Here is a 22,811-nt window from a genome sequence, read left to right as displayed (position 1 = left end):
GCTACGCCTGCTCCTCCTCGCCGGCGTCCCGCAGCCAGACGGGGAGCAGCAGCATCAGCTCCAGCCGCAGCGCGGGGTCCTCGATGTCGTAGTCGAAGATCTCGTGAAGCTGCGCGAGCCGGTACCGGACCGTCTGCGGGTGCACGCTCAGCGCCTCGGCGGCGTCGGTCGCGTTGAAGCCGTGCCTGAGGCATTCCAGCATCGTGACCGCGAGCCGGCCGCCGCGGTGCGGGCCGAGTTCGGTGAGCGGCGCCAGCCTGCGCCGCGCCGCCGCCTCGGCGAGCGTCCAGCCCTCCTGCAGCAGCAGGTCCGGCATGTGCCGGTCCGCGTGGACGAGGACGCCGGGCCGCCGGCCGCCGCCGTTCGCGCGGGGACCCGCGCCCGGTGCGGGCCCGAGCCGCCCGGCGGCCATCAGGTCGAGCGTCCGGTGCGCCCAGTGCAGGGAGACGCCCGCCTGGTGCGCCGGAACCGACGGCCCGACCGCGCCCGTCCACCCGCCGAGGGTCGCGGTGAGCCGGTCGGGTCCGCCCGGGCGGTCCGGGTCCGGCATCACCAGGCACGGCCGTCCGCGGTCGAGCCCGCTCAGCAGCCCCGGCGGCAGCCCCGCCGGCCCTTCCCCGCCGCTGCCGGGACGCGGGATCAGCACGATCACCGCCAGCCGCTCCGGCAGCGCCCATCCGGCCAGGTTCGCCTGCTCGGCGACGATGTCCTTCGGCGCGGGCGGGTCGGACAGCAGCAGGCTCAGCAGCCTGCCGCGCCGCTGCTCCCGCTCGCCCGCCGCCTTCTCCCGCGCCCGCGCGTAGCCCTGCGCGGCGGCGGACGCCAGCTGGTCCAGGTACGCGAAGTTCACCTCGGCCAGCGAGATCGCCAGCTCGCGCGGCTTCTTCAGCCGCTCGGCCTCCCGCGACAGGTACCGCCAGGCCGTCCGGGACGCGATTCGCAGCGCGTTCTGCAGATGCTCCAGCGAGCGTCCCTCGACCGCCTCTCCGTACCCGATGTCGAAGAAGACCTGGTGCACCTCCTGCCAGGACGCGTCCGGGTCGGCGATCATCTGGACGAAGTGCCCCATGCCCTGCTCCGCCGCGACCCGCATGACCTCGGTGTAGACGGGATCGTCCGGCCGGGCGTACTCGGGAACGTGCCGCAGGACCCCCTCGACCATGGAGTCGACCAACGCCGGGAGGTGCGGCCGCATCCACTGCGCCTCTTCCCGGGGGACGTCCCTCCACGGCTGGGCCGACAACGTCTCCTCGGAGGCTCTTACATGCAGCTCGGTCAAAGCGTCACCTCCAGAGCGAACACCCGGGCCGCCAGGCTAAGCACATCCAGCCCCCCACGACACTCACTTGGGTGATAAACCCGCCCACCACCCCCGCAACGGCTACGGCGCCAGGGCGAGCAGCACGACCGCCGCCGCGGCGCCCGCCAATCCCGCCGACTGCGCCGCCGACAGCCGTTCTCGCAGCGCGGTGACGCCGAGCAGTACGGGCACCACCGGATACAGGGACGAGAGCACGACCGCGATGACGACCAGCTGCTCCCGGGTGGCCAGCAGGTAGAACACCAGCGCGGCGGCCGCGAGACCGCCGTTCAGCGCCGACCAGAACCAGATCGCCCCGGATGGGAGGCGGCGCTCCACTGGCCACGTCATCGGCGCGATCGCGAGGACGGCCGCGACCCTGCCCGCCGCCACCGGCCAGAGCCCCGCCTCGTCTCCGGCCTGGGCGAGCGCCAGGTACTGGATCCCTATCCCGCAGCTGGCGACGAGCCCGTTCAGGATCGCCGCGCGCACCCTGCCGTGCTCGTCCGAACGGGACCGGGAGACCAGCCACAGCGCGGGCAGCACCACGGCGATCCCGGCCCACGCGGTCGCCGACGGACGGTCGCCGAGGAACACGACTCCGGCGACCACCGGCAGCGCCACCCCGCCGACGGCGCTGACCGGGACGACCACGCTCAGGTTCCCCTGGGCGATGCCCCGGTACAGGAAGACCATCGCGAGGCCCGTACCGACGCCCGACGCCGCGCCCCACCCGAGGTCGGCCGCGTGCAACCCGGTCGCGGGGACGAAGAGCGCGGCGACCACCGCGCACACGAGCCCGCCGGCCTGGCCGAGCAGCGCGACGGCGCGGAAGTCCGCCCGCCGCGACAGCAGGCCGCCCCAGACGTCGGCGACGCCGTAGAGGAGGGCCGACGCCAGTGCGAGCGATATCCCCGTCACACGTCCCCCGCGTCACGCTCGGCCTGGCCGACCGGGCACACCGCGCCGGCGGTGCAGCACCGGCGGTCGCACAGGCGGCACATCACCTCCGCGTCGCCGATCTCCTCGTACAGGCGGGCCAGGAGCTTGGCCAGGAGTGCGGTGAACGTCTCGCGCTCGTCCTCGTCCAGGACGGTGAGCACCTCGGCCAGCGGCGCACCGCGCGCGGCCAGCATCTCCCGCACCGCCCCCTCACCTGCCGGAGTCAGCCGCACGAGGACGGCGCGCCCCTCCCGCCGGCGGCGCTCGGCCAGGCCGGCCGCCTGCAGGCCGTCCACCATCCGCGCGGCGGCCGACTGGGTGAGCCCGACGCGCCGCCCCAGCTCGGTGACGCCGAGGTCCGGCGCCTCCGACAGGACGACCAGCGCCGCCGCCCCGCTCGCGCTCACCCGCCCGGCCCCGGTGGCCGCGGCCACGACGAGGTCGGTCACCGCCAGCGAGGCGGCGCCCAGCAGGTTCGCGAGCCTTTCATGCATGACTCATGCATAACACAATGCGCGGCGGGCAGGCGAGCGGCGGGTCGTTTTGCGCGCCGTGCCACGGGTACCGGCGCAGCGGAGGTCGGGCGATGGATCATGAAACGGTGCCCGCCGGGGACGGGCGGCGGCGGATCGCGCGGACGGACGTGCTGCTCCGCGATCCGCGGCTCGCGCAGGCGGCGGGACGCCTCGGCCGCGGGGTGGTGAAGGCCGCCGTCGTCGCGGCCCAGCGGCGGGCGAGGGCGGGGGAGATCGCGCCGGACGCGGTGGCCGACGCGGCGGTGGAGGCGTTGCCGGCGACCGCGTCCGGGCTGCGTCCCGTGATCAACGCGACCGGCGTCCTGCTGCACACCAACCTGGGGCGGGCGCCGCTGTCGGACGCCGCGCGGGAGGCGGTCGCCGCGGCGTCGCGGGCGACGGACGTGGAACTGGACCTGGAGACCGGCCGGCGTGCCCGGCGGGGCCGGTCCGTGCTGGCGGCGCTGGTGGAGCGGGTGCCGCAGGCGGAGGCGGCGCACGTGGTCAACAACGGCGCGGCGGCGCTCGTGCTCGCCGCGACCGCGCTCGCGGGGGACCGGGAGATCGTGATCAGCCGCGGCGAGATGGTGGAGATCGGCGACGGGTTCCGCATCCCCGAGCTGCTCGCGGCCACGGGTGCGCGGCTGCGGGAGGTCGGGACGACCAACCGGACCGCGCCGGACGACTACGCGGCGGCGGTCGGCGAGGAGACGGGCTTCATCCTGAAGGTGCACCCGTCGAACTTCCGCATGACGGGCTTCACGCGGGGCGCGGACGTCGCCGAGCTGACCGGGCTCGGGGTGCCGGTCGTCGCCGACATCGGCTCCGGCCTGCTCGCGCCCGAGCCGCTCCTGCCGGACGAACCCGACGCGGCCTCCATGCTCAAGGCGGGCGCGCACCTGGTCACCGCCAGTGGCGACAAGCTGCTCGGCGGGCCGCAGTGCGGGCTCGTCCTCGGCCGGGACGACCTGGTGCGGCGGCTGGCCCGCCATCCGCTGGCGCGGGCGCTGCGGGTCGGCAAGCTGACGCTCGCCGCGCTGGAGGCCACCCTCCGCGGCCCGCGCACCCCGACGGACGAGGCCCTGCACGCGGACGCGGCGGCGCTGCGGGAGCGGGCCGGGCGGCTCGCCGCACGACTGCGGGACGAGGGGGTGGACGCGATGGCCGTCGAGAGCGAGGCGGCGGTCGGGGGCGGCGGCGCGCCCGGCGTCGTCCTGCCGAGCGCGGCGGTGTCGGTGCCCGGCGGGTGCGCGGCGCGGCTGCGGCGGGGGACACCGGCGGTGATGGGACGCGTGGAGGACGGACGATGCCTGCTCGACCTGCGCTCGGTGCCGCCCGGTCAGGACGGCGAACTCGCCGGGGCGGTGCGGGCGGCGGCGCGGTGATGCACGTCGTCGCCACCGCGGGTCACGTGGATCACGGCAAGTCCACGCTCGTCCGCGCCCTCACCGGAATGGAGCCCGACCGGCTGGAGGAGGAGCGGCGGCGCGGCCTGACCATCGACCTGGGCTTCGCCTGGACGACCCTGCCCGGCGGCGGGCCGCTCGCGTTCGTGGACGTCCCCGGCCATGAACGCCTCGTCGCGACGATGCTGGCGGGGGTGGGGCCCGTCCCGGCCGTCATGTTCGTCGTCGCGGCGGATCAGGGCTGGCAGCGGCAGTCGGAGGAGCACCTGGCGGTCCTGGACGCGCTCGGCGTCCGGCACGGCCTCCTCGTCGTGACGCGCCGGGACCTCACCGGCGAGGCGGCGGCGAACCGGGTGCGCGACGACGCGCTCGCCCGCATCGCGGCGACCTCGCTCGGCAAGGTCGAGGCGGTCACGGTCAGCGGCGCCACGGGCGAGGGCATGGACGGGCTGCGGGACGCGCTGCGGCGGCTCGCCGGGTCGCTGCCGCCCCCCGACGCCGAGGCCGATGTCCGGCTCTGGGTCGACCGGGCCTTCACCATCCGCGGCCGGGGCACCGTCGTGACCGGAACCCTCGGTGCCGGGACGATCCGCGTCGGCGACCGGCTCGCCGCCGGCGGCGGGCTCGTCCGCGTGCGCGGGCTGCAGAGCCTCAAGGAGGACCGGGACACGGTGAGCGCCGTCGCCCGCGTCGCCGTCAACCTGCACGGCGGCCCGGGGGAGATCGGCCGGGGCGACGCCCTGCTCACGCCGGAACGCTGGCTTACCACCGACGTCATCGACGTGCGGCTGCGCGGCGACCCGGCGGGGGACCTGCCGCGCGAGCTGATCCTGCACGTGGGGTCGGCGGCGGTGCCGGTGCACGTCCGTCCGCTCGGAGACGACACCGCGCGGGTCTCGCTGCGGCGCCCGCTGCCGCTGCGGGTCGGCGACGTCGCGCTGCTGCGCGACCCCGGGCGCCATCGCGTCCCCGCCGGCGTCACCGTGCTGGACGTCCGCCCCGAGCCGTTCACCGGGCGGGGCGCGGCGGCGGCCCGGGCACGGGAACTGGCCTCGCTGACCGGACGCCCGGACGGCGCCGCCGAACTGCGCCGCCGCCGCCTGATCCGGCGGACGGACCTGATCGCGATGGGCGTCCCCGTCCCCCGCGAACCCGTCGCCGGTGACTGGCTCGCCGACCCCGGCCACTGGGACGAACTGCGCGGGCGTCTCGTCACGGCCGTCGAGGAGCACGCCGCCGCCAACCCGTCCGACCCGGGGCTGCCCGCCGACGCCGCCCGCCGCGCCCTCGGCCTGCCCGACCGCGCGCTCCTGGACGCGCTCGCGGCCGGGCTGCGGCAGCGCGGCGGCCGCATCTACGGCCGGACGACCGCGCCCGAGCTGCCGCCGGCCGTCCGGGCGGCGGTCGACGCCGTCCGCCGCGAGCTGGCCGAGGCGCCGTTCCGGGCACCCGACGCGAACCGCCTCGCCGAACTCGGCCTCACCCCGAAGACGCTCGCCGCCGCCGAGGCGGCCGGCGCCCTCCTCAGACTCGGCGGCGGGATCGTCCTGCTGCCCGGCGACGACGCCCGCGCCGCCGCGCTGCTCGCGGAACTCGGCGGCCCGTTCACGCTGAGCGAGGCGCGCCGCGCGCTCGGCACCACCCGCCGCGTCGCCGTCCCGCTGCTGGAGCACCTGGACGAGGCGGGGTACACCGTCCGTGTGGACGACCTCCGGCGGCGCTGCACGGGAAGGACGACATGACCCACACCGAGACGACCCGGCGTGAGACGGCCAAGAGGCTGACCGAGTACGCGCACGGCGGAGGCTGCGCCTGCAAGATCCCGCCCGGCGAGCTGGAAGACGTCGTCGCGGGCCTGAACGCGGCCCCCGATTCCCCCATCGGGGAGCTGCTCGTCGGCCTCGACACCGGAGACGACGCGGCGGTCGTCCGCGTCCCCGGCTCCCCGGACGGCCTGGCCGCCGTCGCCACCGCCGACTTCTTCACCCCCGTCGTCGACGACCCGTACGACTGGGGCAGGATCGCCGCCGCGAACGCGCTGTCGGACGTCTACGCGGTCGGCGGCCGTCCCCTCGTCGCGGTGAACCTGCTCGCCTGGCCCCGCGGCGTCCTGCCGTTCGAGGCGGCGCGGGAGGTGCTGCGCGGCGGCCTGGACGTCGCGTCCCGGGCGGGCTGCCACGTCGGCGGCGGCCACAGCGTGGACGACCCGGAACCCAAGTACGGCATGGCCGTCACCGGGGTCGCCGACCCGGCCCGCCTCCTGCGCAACGACGCCGGCAAGCCCGGCGTGCCGCTCACCCTCACCAAGCCGCTCGGCACCGGAATTCTCAACAACCGGCACAAGGCGACCGGCGAGGTCTTCGAGCACGCCGTCGCCGCCATGGTCGAGCTGAACGCGGCCGCGTCCGCCGCCGCACTGGACGCCGGGGCCGTCTGCGCCACCGACGTGACCGGCTTCGGGCTCCTCGGCCACCTCTACAAGATGGCCCGCGCGTCCGGCGTCACCGCCGTGGTCGACGCCGCCGCCGTCCCCTACCTGGACGGCGCCCGCGAATCCGCCCGCGCCGGGTACGTCAGCGGAGGCACCCGCCGCAACCTCGACTGGGTCGCCCCGCACACCGGCTTCGGCTCGATCGGCGAAGTGGAGCGGCTGCTCCTCGCCGACGCCCAGACGTCCGGCGGCCTCCTCATCGCCGGCGAGATCCCCGGCGCCCCCGTCATCGGCGAACTGATCCCCGCCGCCGAACACCCGCTGATCGTCCGCTAGACCTCGGTTCCGGTGTCGCCGGTGATGCCGGCGCGGGCCCGGTACTCGCGGACCAGCGCCGCCGCGGCGGGGCCGCGCGGGCGGCGCCCCGGGCGGATGTCGCACGACAGCGCCTTCGCCTCCTGGATGTGCGTGTTCGGGTCGAGGACGAGATGCAGCAGCTCGTTCGCCGCGTCGCCCGTGCTGTAGCCGTTCGGGCCCCAGTGGTAGGGCAGTCCGACCTGGTGCAGGGTCCGCCCGTCCACGGTGAGGGGCTGCATCCGCCCGGTCACCATGACCCGCGCCTCCACGACGGCGCGCGGGCTGACGATCGTCGCCCAGCCGCCGTGCTCCAGGCCCCGCTTCGCCGCCAGCTCCGGCGACACCTCGCAGAAGAACTCCGGCTGAAGCTCGGCCAGGTACGGCTGCCACCGCGACATCCCGCCCGCCGTGTGGTGCTCGGTGAGCCGGTACGTCGTCGCCACGAACGGGTACACGTCCGCGCCCGGCGCGTCGCCGCTCGGCGCCGACCGGTTGTCGGGATGCGGCGGCAGCAGATGCCGGACGGGGTTGCGCTGCTGCTTGTACAGCGGGTTCGTGAACGGCGACTCCTGCGGCTCGTAGTGCGCCGGGAGCGGCCCGTCGATCAGCCCGGCCGGGACGTACAGCCACGCCTTGCCGTCCGCCTGCATGATGAACGGGTCGGTGCCGGCGAGCGCGTCCGGGCCGGTCGCGTCACTGGGCGGCCTGTAGTCCGGCGGGCGGTCGGCGACGAAGTCGGGCACGTCGTGACCCGTCCACTTTCCCTGCTCGGCGTCCCACCACACGAGCGCCTTGCGTTCGCTCCACGGGTTGCCCTCCGGGTCGGCGGACGCCCGGTTGTAGATGATGCGCCGGTTCATCGGCCACGCCCACCCCCACTCGGGCGCGACCCAGTCCTGGTCCCGGCCCGGCTTGCGGCGCGCGGTCTGGTTGACGCCGTCCGCGTAGCAGCCGCAGTAGATCCAGCAGCCGCACGAGGTGGACCCGTCGTCCTTGAGCTGCGTGTACGACGACAGCGGGTTCCCGTCGCCGTCGTAGCCGTTGATCTCCGCGAGCACCGCCTCGGCGTCCGGCTCGTCCAGGTCGCCGTGCGTCGGGTAGTCCCACGTGAGGTCGAGCACGGGACGGTCCATCTCGTCGGACGAGCCGGCGAGCTTCTCCCGGATGATCCGGCCCAGGTGGTACATGAACCACAGGTCGCTGCGCGCGTCCCCGGCGGGCTCGACGGCCTGGTGGTGCCACTGCAGCATCCGCTGCGTGTTGGTGAAGCTGCCGTCCTTCTCGGTGTGCGTCGCGGCGGGCAGGAAGAACACCTCGGTGCCGATGTCCTCGGTGCGCATCTCGCCGGTCTCGATCTCCGGGCCGTCCTTCCACCAGGTCGCGGACTCGATCTGCGAGAAGTCGCGGACGACGAGCCAGTCCAGGTTCGCCATCCCGAGCCGCTGGATCTTGGCGTTCGCCGAGCCGACGGCCGGGTTCTCGCCCATCAGGAAGTAGCCCTTGCACACACCGTCGATCTGCGCCATCGCCGTCTCGTACGTGCTGTGCGACCCGGTCAGGCGCGGCAGATAGTCGAAGCAGTACTCGTTGTCCTCCGTCGCCGCGTCGCCCCAGTACGACTTCAGCAGGCTGACCATGTAGGCGCGCATGTTGCCCCAGAAGCCCTTGCGCGCCGACTCGCCTTGGACGAACGACTCCAGATCCAGGTTGGTGTGCGCGTGCGGCATCGGGATGTACCCGGGCAGCAGGTTGAACAGCGTCGGGATGTCCGTCGAGCCCTGGATGGACGCGTGCCCGCGCAGCGCCAGGATGCCGCCGCCGGGACGCCCGATGTTGCCGAGCAGGCTCTGCAGGATCGCCGCCGTCCGGATGTACTGGACGCCGACCGTGTGCTGCGTCCACCCGACCGCGTAGGCGAACGCGGTCGTCCGGTGGCGGCCGGAGTTGTCGGCGACCATCTCGCACACCTTGAGGAACTGGTCGCGCGGGACGCCGCAGATCCGCTCGACCATCTCCGGCGTGTACCGCGAGAAGTGCCGCTTGAGCACCTGGAGAACGCACCTCGGGTGCTCCAGCGTCGGGTCGCGCTCCGGATGGCCCACGCCGATCGCCGCGCCGCCCGACCCGTGCGCCTCGCCGCGTCCCGCCTCCGACACCGACCGGAGGCGGGCCTCGTACTGCATGTCCCGCTGCCCGGCGGCGGACTGGACGTTCATGCCCTCGTACTGCCACGTCGAGTGGTCGTAGTTGCGCGTCCGCGGGTCCAGACCCGAGAACACGCCGTCCAGATCCTCGGTGTCGCGGAACTCCTCCGTCAGGATCACCGACGCGTTGGTGTAGGCGACGACGTAGTCGCGGAAGTACTTCTCGTTCTGCAGGACGTAGTTGACGATCCCGCCGAGGAACGCGATGTCACTGCCCGCGCGCAGCGCGACGTGCGCGTCCGCGAGCGCGCTCGTCCGCGTGTACCGCGGGTCGACGTGGATCAGCTTGGCGCCGCGCGCCTTCGCCTCCATCACCCACTGGAACCCGACCGGATGGCACTCGGCCATGTTCGAGCCCTGGATGACGATGCAGTCCGCGTTCTGCAGATCCTGCTGGAAGGTGGTCGCGCCGCCGCGTCCGAACGAGGTTCCCAGACTGGGAACGGTGGAGGAGTGTCAAATACGCGCCTGATTCTCGATCTGTACCGCGCCGAGCGCGGTGAACAGCTTCTTGATCAGGTAGTTCTCCTCGTTGTCGAGCGTGGCGCCGCCGAGGCTCGCGATGCCCAGCGTCCGCCGCACCCGCAGCCCGTCCTCGCTCTCCCACTGCCAGCCCCGCCGGCGCGCCTCGATCACCCGGTCGGCGATCATGTCCATCGCCGTGCCGAGGTCGAGCCGCTCCCAGCCGGTGCCGTGCGGGCGCCGGTACAGGACCTGGTGTTCGCGGGCCGACCCGGTGGTCAGCTGGAGGGTCGCGGAGCCCTTCGGGCACAGCCGCCCCCGGCTGACCGGTGAATCCGGGTCGCCCTCGATCTGGGTGACCTTGCCGTCCTGGACGTACACGTCCTGCCCGCAGCCGACCGCGCAGTACGGGCAGACGGATTTCACGACCTTGTCGGCGGTGCTCACCCTCGCCGTGAGCCGTTCGGTGGCCGCGCTCCTGGCGGCCGCCCCGCGGCCCAGCGGATCGTCGCCGGTGAACTGGCGGTAGACGGGCCATGACCCGATCCAGTTGCGAACGCCCACGTCACACCGCCCTTCGTCACCTGTGCGCGGCGTCCACCTACCCGGCGCCCCACCCCTGAAACACGGCCTTCGGGAACTTCACGGGCGGGGCGGCGGACGGGCGGGTCACCTGATGGCGAAGGCCGCCAGGTTCGTCGAGATCGGCTCGGGCTCGCCGTCGTTCTGCACGGCGGACGCGGTGAGCACGTCGATGTGCTGGTAGCCGGGCGCGATGACGTCGCCGGGCTGCGGGTCGCTGAACCCGAGCCCGTCACCGGCCTCCAGGTTGATGACCGGGTTGGCGGTGATGCCGCCCTCGTGGACGGCGTCGTCCGCGATGCCGGGGGAACCCGCCAGCGCGATGTCGGCGACCATCTTCGTCGGGAAGTAGTGCTCGGTGAAGTCCAGCGGGTGCTCCGACAGGCTCCGGGCCAGCTCGGCGATGTCGGTGACCTCCTTGCCGGCGGACGTGAACGGGGTGCCGTCCTTGGAGGTGTACCCGGGGTCGTCGGGTGCGCCGACGCGGTCGTAGTTCCGCCACGTGAAGAGGGGGCCGCCCGGCTCGTCCGGTATCGCCTTCTTCTCCTTGCCGAGGAGCCGCGCCAGGCCGCCGAGCCCGAGTTCCTCCAGGTTGTTCGGTGCCGGGAACTCCTTGTCGACGATCCTCCCGCCGTCCCAGAAGCCGACGCTCGCCTGCATGAAGGCGAGCGGCTGGGAGTGGTCGTCCAGCAGCCCGCCGAGCGCGGCGGCGTTGGTGAACCGGAAGTCCTTGATCGTCGGTGAGCCCTTGAGGAACGTCGGATAGTCCTTGGAGAACAGCAGCCGGTACGTCATGTCCTGGTTGAAGCCGGACGGGATGTAGGCCGGCAGGTCGGACTCGCCGCCCGGGTCGAGGTTGGCCGCCAGGCCCGCGATCGCCAGCAGGTTCATCGTCTCGGTGTTGACCACGGCCGGGGCCGACAGGGCACGGGGGATGATCCCCGCCTCCAGCCCGGCCCGCACGGCGCCCGCGCCGAACTCGATGAGCGGAATCCAGTCGGCCGGGACCTCGCCGCCCATCCCGGGCAGCCCCTTCTCGATCCGGGTGTCCAGCGCGAAGTAGCCGGAGCACTGGTTGTAGCCGGCGTCGTCCGTGGTGGCGTGGTTCCCGTCGAAGTCCCATTCGGCGAAGTAGGCCGTCAGGACCCCGCCGAGCGAGTGCCCGCCGCACAGCGTCTTCTGCTTGCGCGTCCGCTGGTCCGGCAGCTCCCTGACCATCAGGTCGTACTGGTCGCGGACGGTCTGCTCCAGCCCGACGTTCTGCAGCCATTCCACCTGGTCGTTGGTCTGGTAACCGGCGAACTTCCTCCCGTCCACCTCCTTCTGCCGGTAGTAGTAGTCGACCGCGAGGTGGACGTCCCCGGCCTCCAGCCCGGCCCGGACGCCGGTGCCGTCCTCCAGGCAGTTGGAGCGCCGGTCGAGCGCCCAGAACTCGATGTGCTTCCCGCTCTGCGCCGCCGCCGCGACGGTGTTGCGCGCGACGCTGTCGAACGCGCCCGCGCCCTCCAGGATGCCGGGCTGCGCGATGAGGATCCGGTCGGCCTGCGCCGATTCCGCCGGGCCGTCCTTGTGCCGGAACCGCAGGTAGGAGAGCCAGTCGCACGCCTCGGGGTGCGGGCCGGCCGAGTCCGGCAGCGGCACCTTGACTCGCACCACGGATTCGCTGACCTCGGTGACGGGCGAACTCGACGCGACGGGCGTCTCGGACCGGCCGGTCTCGCGCGCGCTCACCGGCACGGCCGACGCCGCGCCGACGGCCAGCGCGGAGGCGGCCAGCAGTGCGAGCCCGCCGAGCCGCCGCGACGGGACCCGGACGAGGGGAAGGGGGTGTCGCCCCATCACGTGCTCCTTCCTGACGTGATCGGTTACGGGGCAACGATGAACCTGTCGTTCTTCTTGCGACAGTCGTTGATTTGCATAATCTCGGTGCGGCCCTTGTCCGCCTCTGACAAGCGGGCCTCCGCACCTCGGAGAACGGCTCAGCCGAGGACGGCCGTCCCCGCCTTGCCGACCAGCTCCGCGAACTCGGCGCGTTCGGACGGCGACAGGGCGCGCTCGTACACGGCGGCGGACAGCCTGTCGGTGATCTCCTCGGCCTCTTGGCGCTGCGGCTTGAGGGCGTCGCAGTTCGGGAAGTCGCCCTGCCAGCCGAGGAACTGGGCCCGCTCGGGCGGGTTCGCGGCGAGGACGGCCTCAAGCGGCGCGAGCCCGACCGCGGTCGTCGCGACGAGGTGCAGCCCGCCGCGCCATTCCCGCAGCAGGTTGAGCACGTGCGTCAGGCGGGCCGGGCCGTCCTCGGGGACGGGTTCGGCCCGCCACCCGCAGAACAGCGGCAGCCCCGACCCTTCGGCGGCCTGCACGACCCGTTCGGCCAGTTCGCAGAGGCGCGGGTCGTCCGGGACGTTATCCCGGCCCCAGTCCGCGCACGCGAGCGCGTACCGCCGCGCGGCCTCGCGCGCCCCGGCGACCGCGACGCCCTCTTCCCACATGGGCCGGACGAGCCCCGGCGCGAACCAGCCCAGCGCGGCGGTCACGACGTCGGCGTCGACGTCCCCCAGCACTCCGCACCGCCCGGCGAAGTAGTGCGCGAAGGGGTTGTCGAACCCGTGCTTCTTGCCGTGCGCCCACGTCGCCTTGTCGAGCATCCACTTCGCGCCGATGTCATGGATGATCCGGTCGGCGGCCCGCGTGGTCTCCAACGCACTCAACTCGCCCATGGAAGCTCTCCTCCGCTCGTCGGTGAGCCGAAGGTTACTGGTGCGCGGGGGCGATCGGCGGCCGGGGGCCGAACGGAATTCGGTGGACGTCGTTTCCGTCGCGTCCCGTGTAATCGCAGTGACTCTGGGTAAGGAGGTTCGCGTCCCGCGCCGCTCGCCGCACTCCGCGGCACCGGACTGGGAACGGGGAAGGCCGATGCAGACCACGAAGACCGACCGGGGACGGAACCGGGTGGCCGCGGCGGCGACCGCGACGGCCGCCAAGGGGGCCGAGGAGGTGTCGCGGCTGCGCGGCGGGCGGTCCCTGCACCGGGTGGGCCGCTCGTACACCGGGACGCTGCGCGTCCCGGCGGGGGCGCCCGCAGGGGCCGGGCCGCTGAGCGAGCCGGGCGAGCACGAGGTCATCGCGCGGCTGTCCAAGAGCACCGGGCTTCCGGGCGGCCTTCCCGATATCCTCGGCGTCGCGCTGCGCGTCCGCCACGGCGCCCAGGCGGTGGACCTGCTGTTCGCGAGCACCGGGATGCTGCCGCTGGCGCGGCACGTGCTCCGGCCCCGCCGCGGGTTCCTGCCCGGCCCCTACACCACGCTGCTTCCCTACGGCGTCGGCGGCCGCACGCGCGTCCTCGGCCTGTTCCCCGCCGGGCGCCGCCGGCTGCCCGCGGACGTCGGACGCCTGGACGCGGCCGTGGCCGCCGAGCCGCTGGCGTTCACGCTCGCCGCCGCCGCGCCGCTCGGCCGGTGGGCGCCGGTGGCGGTCCTCGGCGTCCACACGCCGCTGCGCGAGGACGATCCCGCCGTCACCGCCTTCGACCCCGTCCTGAACGCGCTGCCGGGGCTGCGCCCGGTCGGGCCGTTCATGCGGCTGCGGCGCCTCGCCTACGCGGGATCGCGGACCGGACGCGGCGCCCCGGAGCCCTCCGGTGACTGGCCGGGGGCCTGAAAGCGGCGGCGGACGATGCGCGGCGGTGTTGACATACGGGTTAGTTAGCGCAAACATTCGCGTGTAGCGGTAGAAGTGTTCTCCATCCGGCCCGGTTCGGGCGCCTGCGCCGCCGGGCCCGCCGGGGATGAGGACGAACCACAAGGGCGCGGGGAGGCGATGTGGCCGCCGAATCACCGGAGACGGCCGACGGCCGTCGGCTGGCGGTGATGGAGGACGTGGCCGCGATGGCCGGCGTCTCGGCGATGACCGTGTCGCGTGTGCTGAACTCGCCCGAGAAGGTGCGGCCGCAGACCCGCGCCCGGGTGATGGCGGCGGTGCGGGCCCTGGACTACCGGCCCAACTCGGCGGCGCGGGTGCTGGCCACCGGCCGGTCCGGGGTCCTCGGCGTGGTCAGCTTCGACACCACGCTGTACGGCCCGGCCTCGACGCTGTTCAGCATCGAGCAGGTCGCCCGCGAGCACGACTACACCGTCAGCATCGTCAGCCTGAGCTCCCTGAACCGCCGCTCGATCGGCGAGGGCGTGGAGCGGCTGCGCGCCCAGTCGGTGGACGGGATCATGGTCGTGGCGCCGCACGAGTCGGCGGCGGACGGCCTGAAGGAACTGCCCGCGACCACCCCGCTCGTCGCGGTCGGCGCGGGCGCGGACGTGCCGTTCCCCGTGGTCGCGGTCGACCACCGGGCGGGCGCCGAGCGCGCCGTCCGGCACCTGCTCAGCCTCGGCCACGAGACCGTCATGCACCTGGCGGGCCCGGCCGACTGGGTGGACGCGAGCGGGCGCGTCGACGGCTGGCGCGCCGCACTGGAGGCCGCGGGACGCGAGGTCCCGCCGCCGCCCGCCGGCGACTGGAGCGCCAGGTCCGGCTACGAGTACGGCCGGCGCATCGCCGCCGACCCCGAGGTCACCGCCGTCTTCGTCGCCAACGACGCGATGGCGCTCGGCCTGCTGCGGGCCCTGCGCGAGGCCGGGCGGGACGTGCCCGGCGACGTCAGCGTCGTCGGCTTCGACGACGTCCCGGAGGCCGCCTACTTCCCGCCGCCGCTCACCACCGTCCGGCAGAACTTCGCCGAGGTGGGGCGGCGCGCCTTCGACCTGCTGCTCGACCGGATCGGCGGGCCCCTGGAGTCCGGGTCGCGCCGGGTCGTCGAACCGGAACTCGTCGTCCGAGAGAGCACCGGGGTCCGCCGCCGGACCTAACCCCCCGTCCCGTCCCCGCGAGCCAGGTCCTTCGTCATGCCGATTGATGTTAGCGCTAACAGAACGGAGCCGAGATGCCAGAGCCAGCCGGCGGGACCGCCGTGCTCCGCACGGAGCTCGCCGTCCTGCACCAGCTCCTCGTCGAGGGCGGGCTGGTCGTGTGGACGGCCGGGAACGTGTCGGCGCGCGTCGACGCCGACACCTTCCTGATCAAGCCGAGCGGCGTCCCGTACGAGCAGCTCACCCCCGACGCGATGGTGCTGTGCGACCTTGAGGGGAAGCCGGCCGGCGAGTCGCCGCTCAAGCCGTCCAGCGACGTGTTCGCCCACGCCCACGTGTACCGGCACCGCCCGGACGTCGGCGGAGTCGTGCACACCCACTCCACCTACGCGACCGCGTGGGCGGCGCGGGACGAGCCGATCCCGTGCGTGCTGACCGCGATGGCCGACGAGTTCGGCGGCGAGATCCCCGTCGGCCCGTTCGCGCTCATCGGCGGCGACGACATCGGCCGCGGCATCGTCGAGACCCTCGCCGGCCACCGCAGCCCCGCCGTGCTGATGCGCAACCACGGCGTCTTCACCATCGGCGCCGACGCCCGCGCCGCGGTCAAGGCGGCCGTGATGTGCGAGGACGTCGCGCGGACCGTCCACCTGGCGCGCCAGCTCGGCGAACCGGTCCCGATGGACGCCGGAGACATCGACCGGCTGTACGACCGCTACCAGAACGTCTACGGGCAGAAGGGCCGACCATGAGCTTTCCGAACCGCGAGATCTGGTTCCTCACCGGCAGCCAGGGCCTGTACGGCGAGGACACCCTCCGGCAGGTCGCCGACCAGTCCGCGGCGATCGCCGCGCGGCTCGGCGAGGCGCTGCCGGTCACCGTGAGGTGGCTGCCCGTCCTCACCGGCGCGGACGCCATCCGCCGGACGTGCCTGGACGCCGGCTCCGACGACTCCTGCATCGGCCTGATCGCGTGGATGCACACCTTCTCCCCGGCGAAGATGTGGATCGCCGGGCTGGACGTGCTGACCAAGCCGCTGCTGCACCTGCACACGCAGGCGAACGTCGAGCTGCCCTGGCATTCGATCGACATGGACTTCATGAACCTGAACCAGGCCGCCCACGGCGACCGCGAGTTCGGGTACGTCCAGGCGCGGCTCGGCGTCGCCCGCAAGACCGTCGCCGGGCACGTCACCGACCCGTCGGTCGCGGTCCGCGTCTCCGGGTGGGCGCGGGCGGCGGCGGGCGCCCACGAGCTGCGCCGGCTGAAGCTCGCCCGGTTCGGCGACAACATGCGGGACGTCGCCGTCACCGAGGGCGACAAGGTCGAGGCCCAGCTCCGGTTCGGCGTCTCCGTCAACACCTACGGCGTGAACGACCTGGTCGACGTGGTGGACGCGGTCCCCGACGGCGACGTCACCGAACTGGTCAAGGAGTACGACGACCTCTACGACGTCGTCCCGGAGCTGCGTCCCGGCGGCGGACGCCACGACTCCCTCCGCTACGGCGCGCGCATCGAACTCGGGCTGCGGACGTTCCTCGACGACGGCGGGTTCAAGGCGTTCACGACGAACTTCGAGGACCTCGGCGGGCTCCGGCAGCTCCCCGGCCTCGCCGTCCAGCGGCTCATGGCCGACGGCTACGGCTTCGGCGGCGAGGGCGACTGGAAGACCGCGACGCTGCTGCGCACGCTGAAGGCCGCGTCGGCCGGCCTGCCCGGCGGCACGTCCTTCATGGAGGACTACACCTACAACCTCGAACCCGGCAACGAGCTGATCCTCGGCGCGCACATGCTGGAGGTCTGCCCGTCCATCGCCGCCGGGCGCCCCTCGCTGGAGATCCATCCGCTGAGCATCGGCGGGCGCGAGGACCCCGTGCGGCTGGTGTTCGACGCCGAGCCCGGCCCGGCCGTCGTCGCCGGCCTCGCCGACATGGGCGACCGGTTCCGCCTGGTCGCCAACGAGATCGAGGTCGTCGCGCCGCCGGAGCCGCTGCCGATGCTCCCGGTCGCCCGCGCGGTGTGGCGCCCGCTGCCGGACCTGCGCACGTCCACCGAGGCGTGGCTGACCGCGGGGGCGCCGCACCACACCGTCCTGTCGGCGGCGCTCGGGACGGACGAGCTGGACGATCTCGCCGAGATGGCCGGTGTCGAGCTGCTCACGATCGACGCCGGCACCACGCTGCGGCAGTTCACGAAGGAGATCCGCTGGAACCAGGCGTACCACCGCCTGGCCCGGGGCCTGTGACGCCGGGCCGTAGGGAACAGTTCCGTGATGAGGAGGAGCCCATGAGCGCGGAAGAGCGGTACGTCGTCGGCGTCGACTTCGGCACGTTGTCAGGCCGGGCGGTGCTCGTCCGCGTCCGGGACGGCGCCGAGGTCGGCGACGGCGTGCACGAGTACGACCACGGGGTGATCGACGAGGCGCTGCCGGCCGGGGCCCGCCTCGATCCCGACTGGGCCCTGCAGGCGCCCGGGGACTGGCTGGACGTGCTGCGGTCCGCCGTCCCGAAGGCGCTGGCCGTCGCGGACGTGTCGCCGTCCCAGGTCATCGGCATCGGCACGGACTTCACCGCCTGCACGGTCCTGCCGGCCGACGCCGCGGGCACGCCGCTGTCCGATCTGCACCCGGACCGGCCGCACGCCTGGCCGAAACTCTGGAAACACCATGCGGCGCAGCCGCAGGCCGACCGGATCAACGCCCTGGCCGCCGAGCGCGGCGAGCCGTGGCTGCGCCGCTACGGCGGCAAGATCTCCTCGGAGTGGGAGTTCGCGAAGGCCCTGCAACTGCTGGAGCAGGACCCCGAGCTCTACGGCCTGGCCGAACGCTGGATCGAGGCGGCCGACTGGATCGTCTGGCAGCTGACCGGCCGGGAGTCGCGCAACATCTGCACGGCCGGATACAAGGGCATCCACCAGGACGGCCGGTACCCGTCCCGCGAGTTCCTGGCCGCCCTCCACCCGGACTTCGCGGACTTTCCCGCCAAGCTCGGCCACGACCTGGCTCCCCTCGGCGGCCTCGCCGGCACCCTGACCGCGCGGGCCGCCGCCTGGACGGGCCTCCCCGAAGGCATCGCCGTCGCCGTCGGCAACGTCGACGCCCACGTCACCGCCGCCGCGGCCGACGCCGTCCGCCCCGGCCAGATGGTCGCGATCATGGGGACGTCCACCTGCCACGTCATGTCGTCCGACCAGCTCGCCGAGGTCCCCGGGATGTGCGGCGTCGTCGCGGACGGCATCGTCCCCGGCCTGTGGGGCTACGAGGCCGGCCAGTCCGGCGTCGGCGACATCTTCGCCTGGTTCGTCGACAACTGCGTCCCCGCCCACTACAACCAGGCGGCCGCCGCGGCCGGGCTGACCGTGCACGAGCACCTGACCGCCCTCGCCGAGGAGCAGCCGGTCGGACGGCACGGCCTCGTCGCGCTCGACTGGAACAACGGCAACCGTTCCGTCCTGGTCGACCACGACCTGTCCGGCCTGATCGTCGGCCAGACGCTCGCCACCAGGCCCGAGGACGTCTACCGCGCCCTCATCGAGGCCACCGCGTTCGGCGCCCGCGTGATCGTGGAGACGTTCGAGGCGTCGGGCGTGCCCGTCGAGGAGTTCGTCGTCGCGGGCGGCCTGATGAAGAACCGGTTCCTCATGCAGGTCTACGCCGACGTCCTGCGCCGCCCGCTGTCGCTGATCGGCTCGTCCCAGGGCCCGGCGCTCGGCTCCGCCGTGCACGCCGCCGTCGCCGCCGGCGCCTATCCCGACATCACGTCCGCCGCCGCCGCGATGGGCCGCCGCGTCCCGTCGGCCTACACCCCTAACAGGGCCCGCGCCGACGCCTACGACGACCTCTACGAGATCTACCGCTCCCTGCACGACGCCTTCGCCGACGGCGAGATCATGCACCGCCTCCGCGCCCTGCGCTGACGGCTAGGCGGCGGGGGCGGTGCTGCGGCGGATGATCAGCCGGCTCGGGACCGGATCCGGGGCGCCGGCCGCTTTGCCGGGCTCGGTCAGCTGTCTGATCAGCAGCTCCACGCAGTGGCGGCCGAGGGCGGTGAAGTCCTGCCGGACGGTCGTGAGCGGCGGGGTGAGGAACGCCGCCTCCGGGATGTCGTCGAAGCCGATGACGCTGACGTCGTCCGGCACCCTGCGGCCGCTCTCGTGGATCGCCCACAGCAGCCCGAGCGCGATCTGGTCGTTGGCCGCGAACACGGCCGTGACGCCGGGGTCGGCGGCCAGGAGCCGGCCGCGCTCGTAACCGGACCGGGCGCTCCAGTCGCCGGGCGCGCAGTCGGGGACGTCCGCGCCCGCCTCCGCGAGCCCGTCCCGCCAGCCGCGCGTGCGCTCGTTCGCCTCCCACCAGTCCGCCGGGCCCGGCAGGTGGTGGACGGTCCGGTGCCCGAGCCCCAGCAGGTACCGGACCGCCTCCCGGGGCGCCAGGTAGTGGTCGGCCGACACGGTCGCGAGGGCGGCCTCCGGACCCAGCAGTACGGTCGGCAGATCGTCCGGCAGATGCCGCAGCGCCTCGTCCGGCGGGACATGCCCGGGGATCATGATGATGCCGTCCACGCCCTGGTCGCGGAACCGGTCCACCGCGCCCGCGACCGCGCCGTGCCCCGGCGACTCCAGGCTCGCGACGCTGGTGAAGAACTCGGCGGCGCGGGCGTTGCGCTCGATCGCCGCGATGATCGACGCCGGGCCGAACAGCGCCGTGTCGAAGCTGACGACGCCGAGCGTGCGGGACCGCCCGGTCGCCAGGGCCCGCGCCGCCGCGTTCGGCCTGAAGTCCAGCTGCGCCGCGGCGGCCAGCACGCGGTCCCGGGTCTTCGGGCTGACCATCGGATGGTTCTTGAACACCCGCGACACGGTCTGGTGGGACACCCCGGCGAGCCGGGCGACGTCGCGGAGCCCGGGGCGGGCCGGTGGTGGGGTGGCGGTCATGTCACCTCGGAATGTATCGGGTCCGCGTCCCCGAGCCGCCGCCCGCTCAGCGCGACGTCCCGGCGCGCCGCTTCGCCCAGATGTCGAACGCGACCGCCGCCAGCAGCACCAGGCCCTTGATCAGCATGACCCGCTCGCTCGGCGCGCCGAGCAGCGACATGCCGTTGTTGATCACGCCCATGATCAGGCCGCCGGTGATCGCGCCGATCACCTTGCCCACCCCGCCCTGCACGGCCGCGCCGCCGATGAACGCCGCCGCGATCGCGTCCAGCTCGAACATGTTCCCGGCGGTCGGGCCGGCCTGGTTGAGCCGCCCGGCGAACACGATCCCGGCGATGGCCGACAGCACGCCCATGTTGACGAACAGCCAGAACGACACCGACTTGACCTTGATGCCGGACAGCCGGGCCGCGAGCGGGTTGCCGCCGAGCGCGTAGACGTGCCGGCCGAACACGGCCCGGTTCATCACCAGCGTGGAGCCGAGGACGAGCACGCCCAGCAGCACGAGCACCCACGGCATGTTCTTGAACCGCGCCAGCTGCACGGCCATGAACATCACGACCACGATCGCCAGCGCGTTCTTCAGCACGAAGACGGCGAACGGCTCGACCTTCTGCCCGTAGCCGATGCGTCCCTGCCGGTTCCGCCACCCGAGGCCGACGTACCCGCCGACCAGCGCCAGCGCGACCAGCAGCGTGAACAGGTCCGCGCCGCCGAGCGGGCCGAGCCCGATGTTGCCGAAGTAGCCGGACAGGAAGCCGTTGGCGATCGTGCGCACCTCGTCCGGGAACGGGCCGATGCCCTTGTTGCCGAGGACGGTCAGGGTCAGCGCCCGGAACACCAGCATCCCGGCGAGCGTCACGATGAACGCCGGGATCCCGAAGTAGGCGATCCAGTACCCCTGCCACGCGCCGATCGCGGCGCCCGCCAGCAGCGTCAGCACGATCGCCACCGGCCACGGCACGTTGTGGTCGACCATCAGCACGGCCGCGATGGCGCCGGTCACCGCGACCACCGAGCCGACCGACAGGTCGATGTGCCCGCCGATGATGATCAGGATCATCCCGATGGACAGGATCAGGATGTAGGAGTTCTGGACGATGATGTTGGAGATGTTCTGCGGGGACAGCAACTGCCCGTCGGTGAGCACCGCGAACAGCGCGACGATCAGCCCGAACGCGATGTAGATCCCGCTCTGCCGCAGGTTGACGGGCAGGGCCCGGCCCGCCTTCGGCCGCTCGGCGGGCGGCGGGGTCACGGCCCGGTCGGCCGGCGCCACGCTGCTCATGCTGTGGTCTCCTCGGTCTGGGTCATGTAGTGCATCAGCCGCTCGGGCGTCGCGTCCGCGCGGCTCACCTCGCCGGTGATCCGGCCCGCGGCCATCGCGTAGACGCGGTCGCAGATCCCGATCAGCTCCGGCAGCTCGGACGAGATCACCAGCACCGCCCGGCCTTGGTCGGCCATCCGGTTGATGATCGAATAGATCTCGTACTTGGCGCCCACGTCGATGCCGCGGGTCGGCTCGTCCAGGATCAGGACGTCGGCGTCGGTGAACATCCACTTCGACAGGACGACCTTCTGCTGGTTGCCGCCGCTGAGCTGCCCCGCCGGGGTCAGCACGCTCGGCGCCTTGATGTTCATCTCCTTGCGGTACCGCTCGGCGACCTCGAACTCGCGGTTGTCGTCCACCCAGCCCGCCCTGGCGAGGCCGCGCAGGCCCGCCGCCGAGATGTTGCGCCGGATGTCCTCGATGAGGTTCAGGCCGTAGGTCTTGCGGTCCTCGGTGGCGTAGGCGAGCCCGTGCCGGATCGCCTCGGTGACCGTCCGGGGGGTGATCTCCTCGCCGTTCTTGTAGACCCGGCCGGTGATCCCGATGCCGTAGCTGCGGCCGAACACGCTCATCGCCAGCTCCGTGCGGCCCGCGCCCATCAGGCCCGCGAGCCCGACGATCTCGCCGCGGCGCAGCGTCAGCGCGGCGCCGTCCACGACGACGCGGCCGTGCTGGGTGGGGGAGTGGACGGTCCAGTCCTCGATCCGCAGCACCTCGCCGCCGATGTCGGGGACGCGGTCGGGGAAGCGGTGGTCCAGGTCGCGGCCGACCATGCCGGAGATGATGCGGTCCTCGGACACGTCGCCGCGCATGTCGAGCGTCTCGATCGTCCGGCCGTCGCGCAGGATCGTCGTCGAGTCGGCGACGGCGCGGATCTCGTTCAGCTTGTGCGAGATGATCACGCAGGTGATGCCCTCGTCGCGCAGGCCGCGCAGCAGGTCCAGCAGATGCTCGGAGTCGGAGTCGTTCAGCGCGGCGGTCGGCTCGTCCAGGATCAGCAGCCGCACCCGCTTCGACAGCGCCTTCGCGATCTCCACGAGCTGCTGCTTGCCGACGCCGAGGTCCATCGCCGGCGTCACCGGGTTCTCCCGCAGCCCGACCCGGTCGAGGAGCTCCGCCGCCTCGGCGTTCGTCCGGTTCCAGTCGATGAGGCCGAACCGCCCCCGGCGCTCGTTGCCGAGGTAGATGTTCTCGGCGATCGACAGGTACGGGCTGAGCGCCAGCTCCTGGTGGATGATGACGATGCCGCGCCGCTCGCTGTCGCGGATGCCGGAGAACCGGCACGGCTCGCCCTCGAACTCGATGTCCCCGCTGTAGTCGCCATGCGGGTAGACGCCGGACAGCACCTTCATCAGCGTCGACTTGCCGGCGCCGTTCTCGCCGCAGATCGCGTGGATCTCGCCTCTGCGGACCTCCAGGGTGACGTCCTGCAGTGCCTTCACCGCGGGGAAGGTCTTGGTGATGCCGCGCATCCGCAGTATCGCGTCGGTCATG

The 22,811-nt window shown here is 73.4% G+C and carries 17 protein-coding genes; 8 read left to right on the top strand and 9 right to left on the bottom strand.

From position 1 onward, the window contains the following. Position 1: 1 nt before the first annotated feature. From AB0C35_RS27565 to AB0C35_RS27555, 3 genes are all read right to left on the bottom strand, one after another. Positions 2 to 1,279, bottom strand: coding sequence for a helix-turn-helix domain-containing protein (locus tag AB0C35_RS27565; RefSeq protein ID WP_358461562.1), 1,278 nt, complete (start codon positions 1,277 to 1,279; stop codon positions 2 to 4). Positions 1,280 to 1,381: 102 nt separating this feature from the next. Then, positions 1,382 to 2,221: an EamA family transporter gene (locus tag AB0C35_RS27560; RefSeq protein WP_358461559.1), complete on the bottom strand. Its 840-nt coding sequence runs from the start codon at positions 2,219 to 2,221 to the stop codon at positions 1,382 to 1,384. Beyond that, on the bottom strand, positions 2,218 to 2,736 hold the full coding sequence (locus tag AB0C35_RS27555; RefSeq protein ID WP_358461556.1) for a MarR family transcriptional regulator: 519 nt from the start codon (positions 2,734 to 2,736) through the stop codon (positions 2,218 to 2,220). The genes AB0C35_RS27560 and AB0C35_RS27555 overlap by 4 nt, the downstream gene beginning before the upstream one ends. A 92-nt stretch (positions 2,737 to 2,828) precedes the next feature. Between AB0C35_RS27555 and selA the strand changes: the two genes are divergently transcribed. From selA to selD, 3 genes are read left to right on the top strand one after another with little or no spacing between them, the layout of a single operon-like run. Next, positions 2,829 to 4,142, top strand: coding sequence for an L-seryl-tRNA(Sec) selenium transferase (gene selA / locus AB0C35_RS27550; RefSeq protein ID WP_358461553.1), 1,314 nt, complete (start codon positions 2,829 to 2,831; stop codon positions 4,140 to 4,142). Next, positions 4,064 to 5,905, top strand: a complete 1,842-nt coding sequence (locus AB0C35_RS27545; RefSeq protein ID WP_358461550.1) for a SelB C-terminal domain-containing protein — start codon at positions 4,064 to 4,066, stop codon at positions 5,903 to 5,905. Before selA ends, AB0C35_RS27545 begins: the two co-directional genes overlap by 79 nt. Beyond that, complete coding sequence (gene selD / locus AB0C35_RS27540; RefSeq protein ID WP_358461548.1) at positions 5,902 to 6,930, top strand: selenide, water dikinase SelD; 1,029 nt, start codon at positions 5,902 to 5,904, stop codon at positions 6,928 to 6,930. The genes AB0C35_RS27545 and selD overlap by 4 nt, the downstream gene beginning before the upstream one ends. On the opposite strand, the gene fdh is transcribed toward selD, so the two are convergent. The 3 genes from fdh to AB0C35_RS27525 all read right to left on the bottom strand — a co-directional run bounded on the left by fdh (position 6,927) and on the right by AB0C35_RS27525 (position 12,916). Then, the gene (gene fdh, locus AB0C35_RS27535) at positions 6,927 to 10,181 is read right to left on the bottom strand and encodes a formate dehydrogenase (RefSeq protein ID WP_358461545.1); all 3,255 of its coding nucleotides are present in this window, start codon (positions 10,179 to 10,181) and stop codon (positions 6,927 to 6,929) included. The genes selD and fdh overlap by 4 nt on opposite strands. 105 nt (positions 10,182 to 10,286) lie before the next feature. Further along, complete coding sequence (locus AB0C35_RS27530) at positions 10,287 to 12,038, bottom strand: hypothetical protein (RefSeq protein ID WP_358461542.1); 1,752 nt, start codon at positions 12,036 to 12,038, stop codon at positions 10,287 to 10,289. A gap of 140 nt (positions 12,039 to 12,178) precedes the next feature. Further along, positions 12,179 to 12,916: a hypothetical protein gene (locus AB0C35_RS27525; protein WP_358461539.1), complete on the bottom strand. Its 738-nt coding sequence runs from the start codon at positions 12,914 to 12,916 to the stop codon at positions 12,179 to 12,181. 196 nt (positions 12,917 to 13,112) lie between these two features. On the opposite strand from AB0C35_RS27525, the gene AB0C35_RS27520 reads away from it, so the two are divergent. From AB0C35_RS27520 to araB, 5 genes are all read left to right on the top strand, one after another. Then, complete coding sequence (locus AB0C35_RS27520) at positions 13,113 to 13,856, top strand: hypothetical protein (protein ID WP_358461537.1); 744 nt, start codon at positions 13,113 to 13,115, stop codon at positions 13,854 to 13,856. 209 nt (positions 13,857 to 14,065) lie between these two features. Then, a complete protein-coding gene (locus AB0C35_RS27515; protein WP_358461760.1) occupies positions 14,066 to 15,055 on the top strand; it encodes a LacI family DNA-binding transcriptional regulator in 990 nt (329 codons plus the stop codon). 74 nt (positions 15,056 to 15,129) lie between these two features. Beyond that, positions 15,130 to 15,807: an L-ribulose-5-phosphate 4-epimerase gene (locus AB0C35_RS27510; RefSeq protein WP_358461534.1), complete on the top strand. Its 678-nt coding sequence runs from the start codon at positions 15,130 to 15,132 to the stop codon at positions 15,805 to 15,807. Then, positions 15,804 to 17,300: an L-arabinose isomerase gene (gene araA, locus AB0C35_RS27505; protein ID WP_358461531.1), complete on the top strand. Its 1,497-nt coding sequence runs from the start codon at positions 15,804 to 15,806 to the stop codon at positions 17,298 to 17,300. Before AB0C35_RS27510 ends, araA begins: the two co-directional genes overlap by 4 nt. Positions 17,301 to 17,341: 41 nt before the next feature. Further along, a complete protein-coding gene (gene araB / locus AB0C35_RS27500; RefSeq protein ID WP_358461529.1) occupies positions 17,342 to 18,970 on the top strand; it encodes a ribulokinase in 1,629 nt (542 codons plus the stop codon). A 3-nt stretch (positions 18,971 to 18,973) separates the two neighbouring features. Here the strand turns inward: araB and AB0C35_RS27495 are convergent, their stop codons facing one another. From AB0C35_RS27495 to mmsA, 3 genes are read right to left on the bottom strand one after another with little or no spacing between them, the layout of a single operon-like run. After that, complete coding sequence (locus AB0C35_RS27495; protein ID WP_358461526.1) at positions 18,974 to 19,987, bottom strand: LacI family DNA-binding transcriptional regulator; 1,014 nt, start codon at positions 19,985 to 19,987, stop codon at positions 18,974 to 18,976. Between the two features lie 46 nt (positions 19,988 to 20,033). Continuing rightward, positions 20,034 to 21,275: a multiple monosaccharide ABC transporter permease gene (mmsB, locus tag AB0C35_RS27490; protein ID WP_358461523.1), complete on the bottom strand. Its 1,242-nt coding sequence runs from the start codon at positions 21,273 to 21,275 to the stop codon at positions 20,034 to 20,036. Continuing rightward, positions 21,272 to 22,810 (bottom strand): multiple monosaccharide ABC transporter ATP-binding protein, encoded by a 1,539-nt coding sequence (gene mmsA, locus AB0C35_RS27485; RefSeq protein ID WP_358461520.1) that lies wholly within the window; start codon positions 22,808 to 22,810, stop codon positions 21,272 to 21,274. Before mmsA ends, mmsB begins: the two co-directional genes overlap by 4 nt. Position 22,811 lies beyond the last annotated feature (1 nt).

It is taken from the genome of Spirillospora sp. NPDC048819 (assembly GCF_040650055.1).
GTDB lineage: Bacteria > Actinomycetota > Actinomycetes > Streptosporangiales > Streptosporangiaceae > Spirillospora.
Note: the sequence above shows the minus strand (reverse complement) of the source record. Positions and strands in the feature narration are given on the sequence as shown.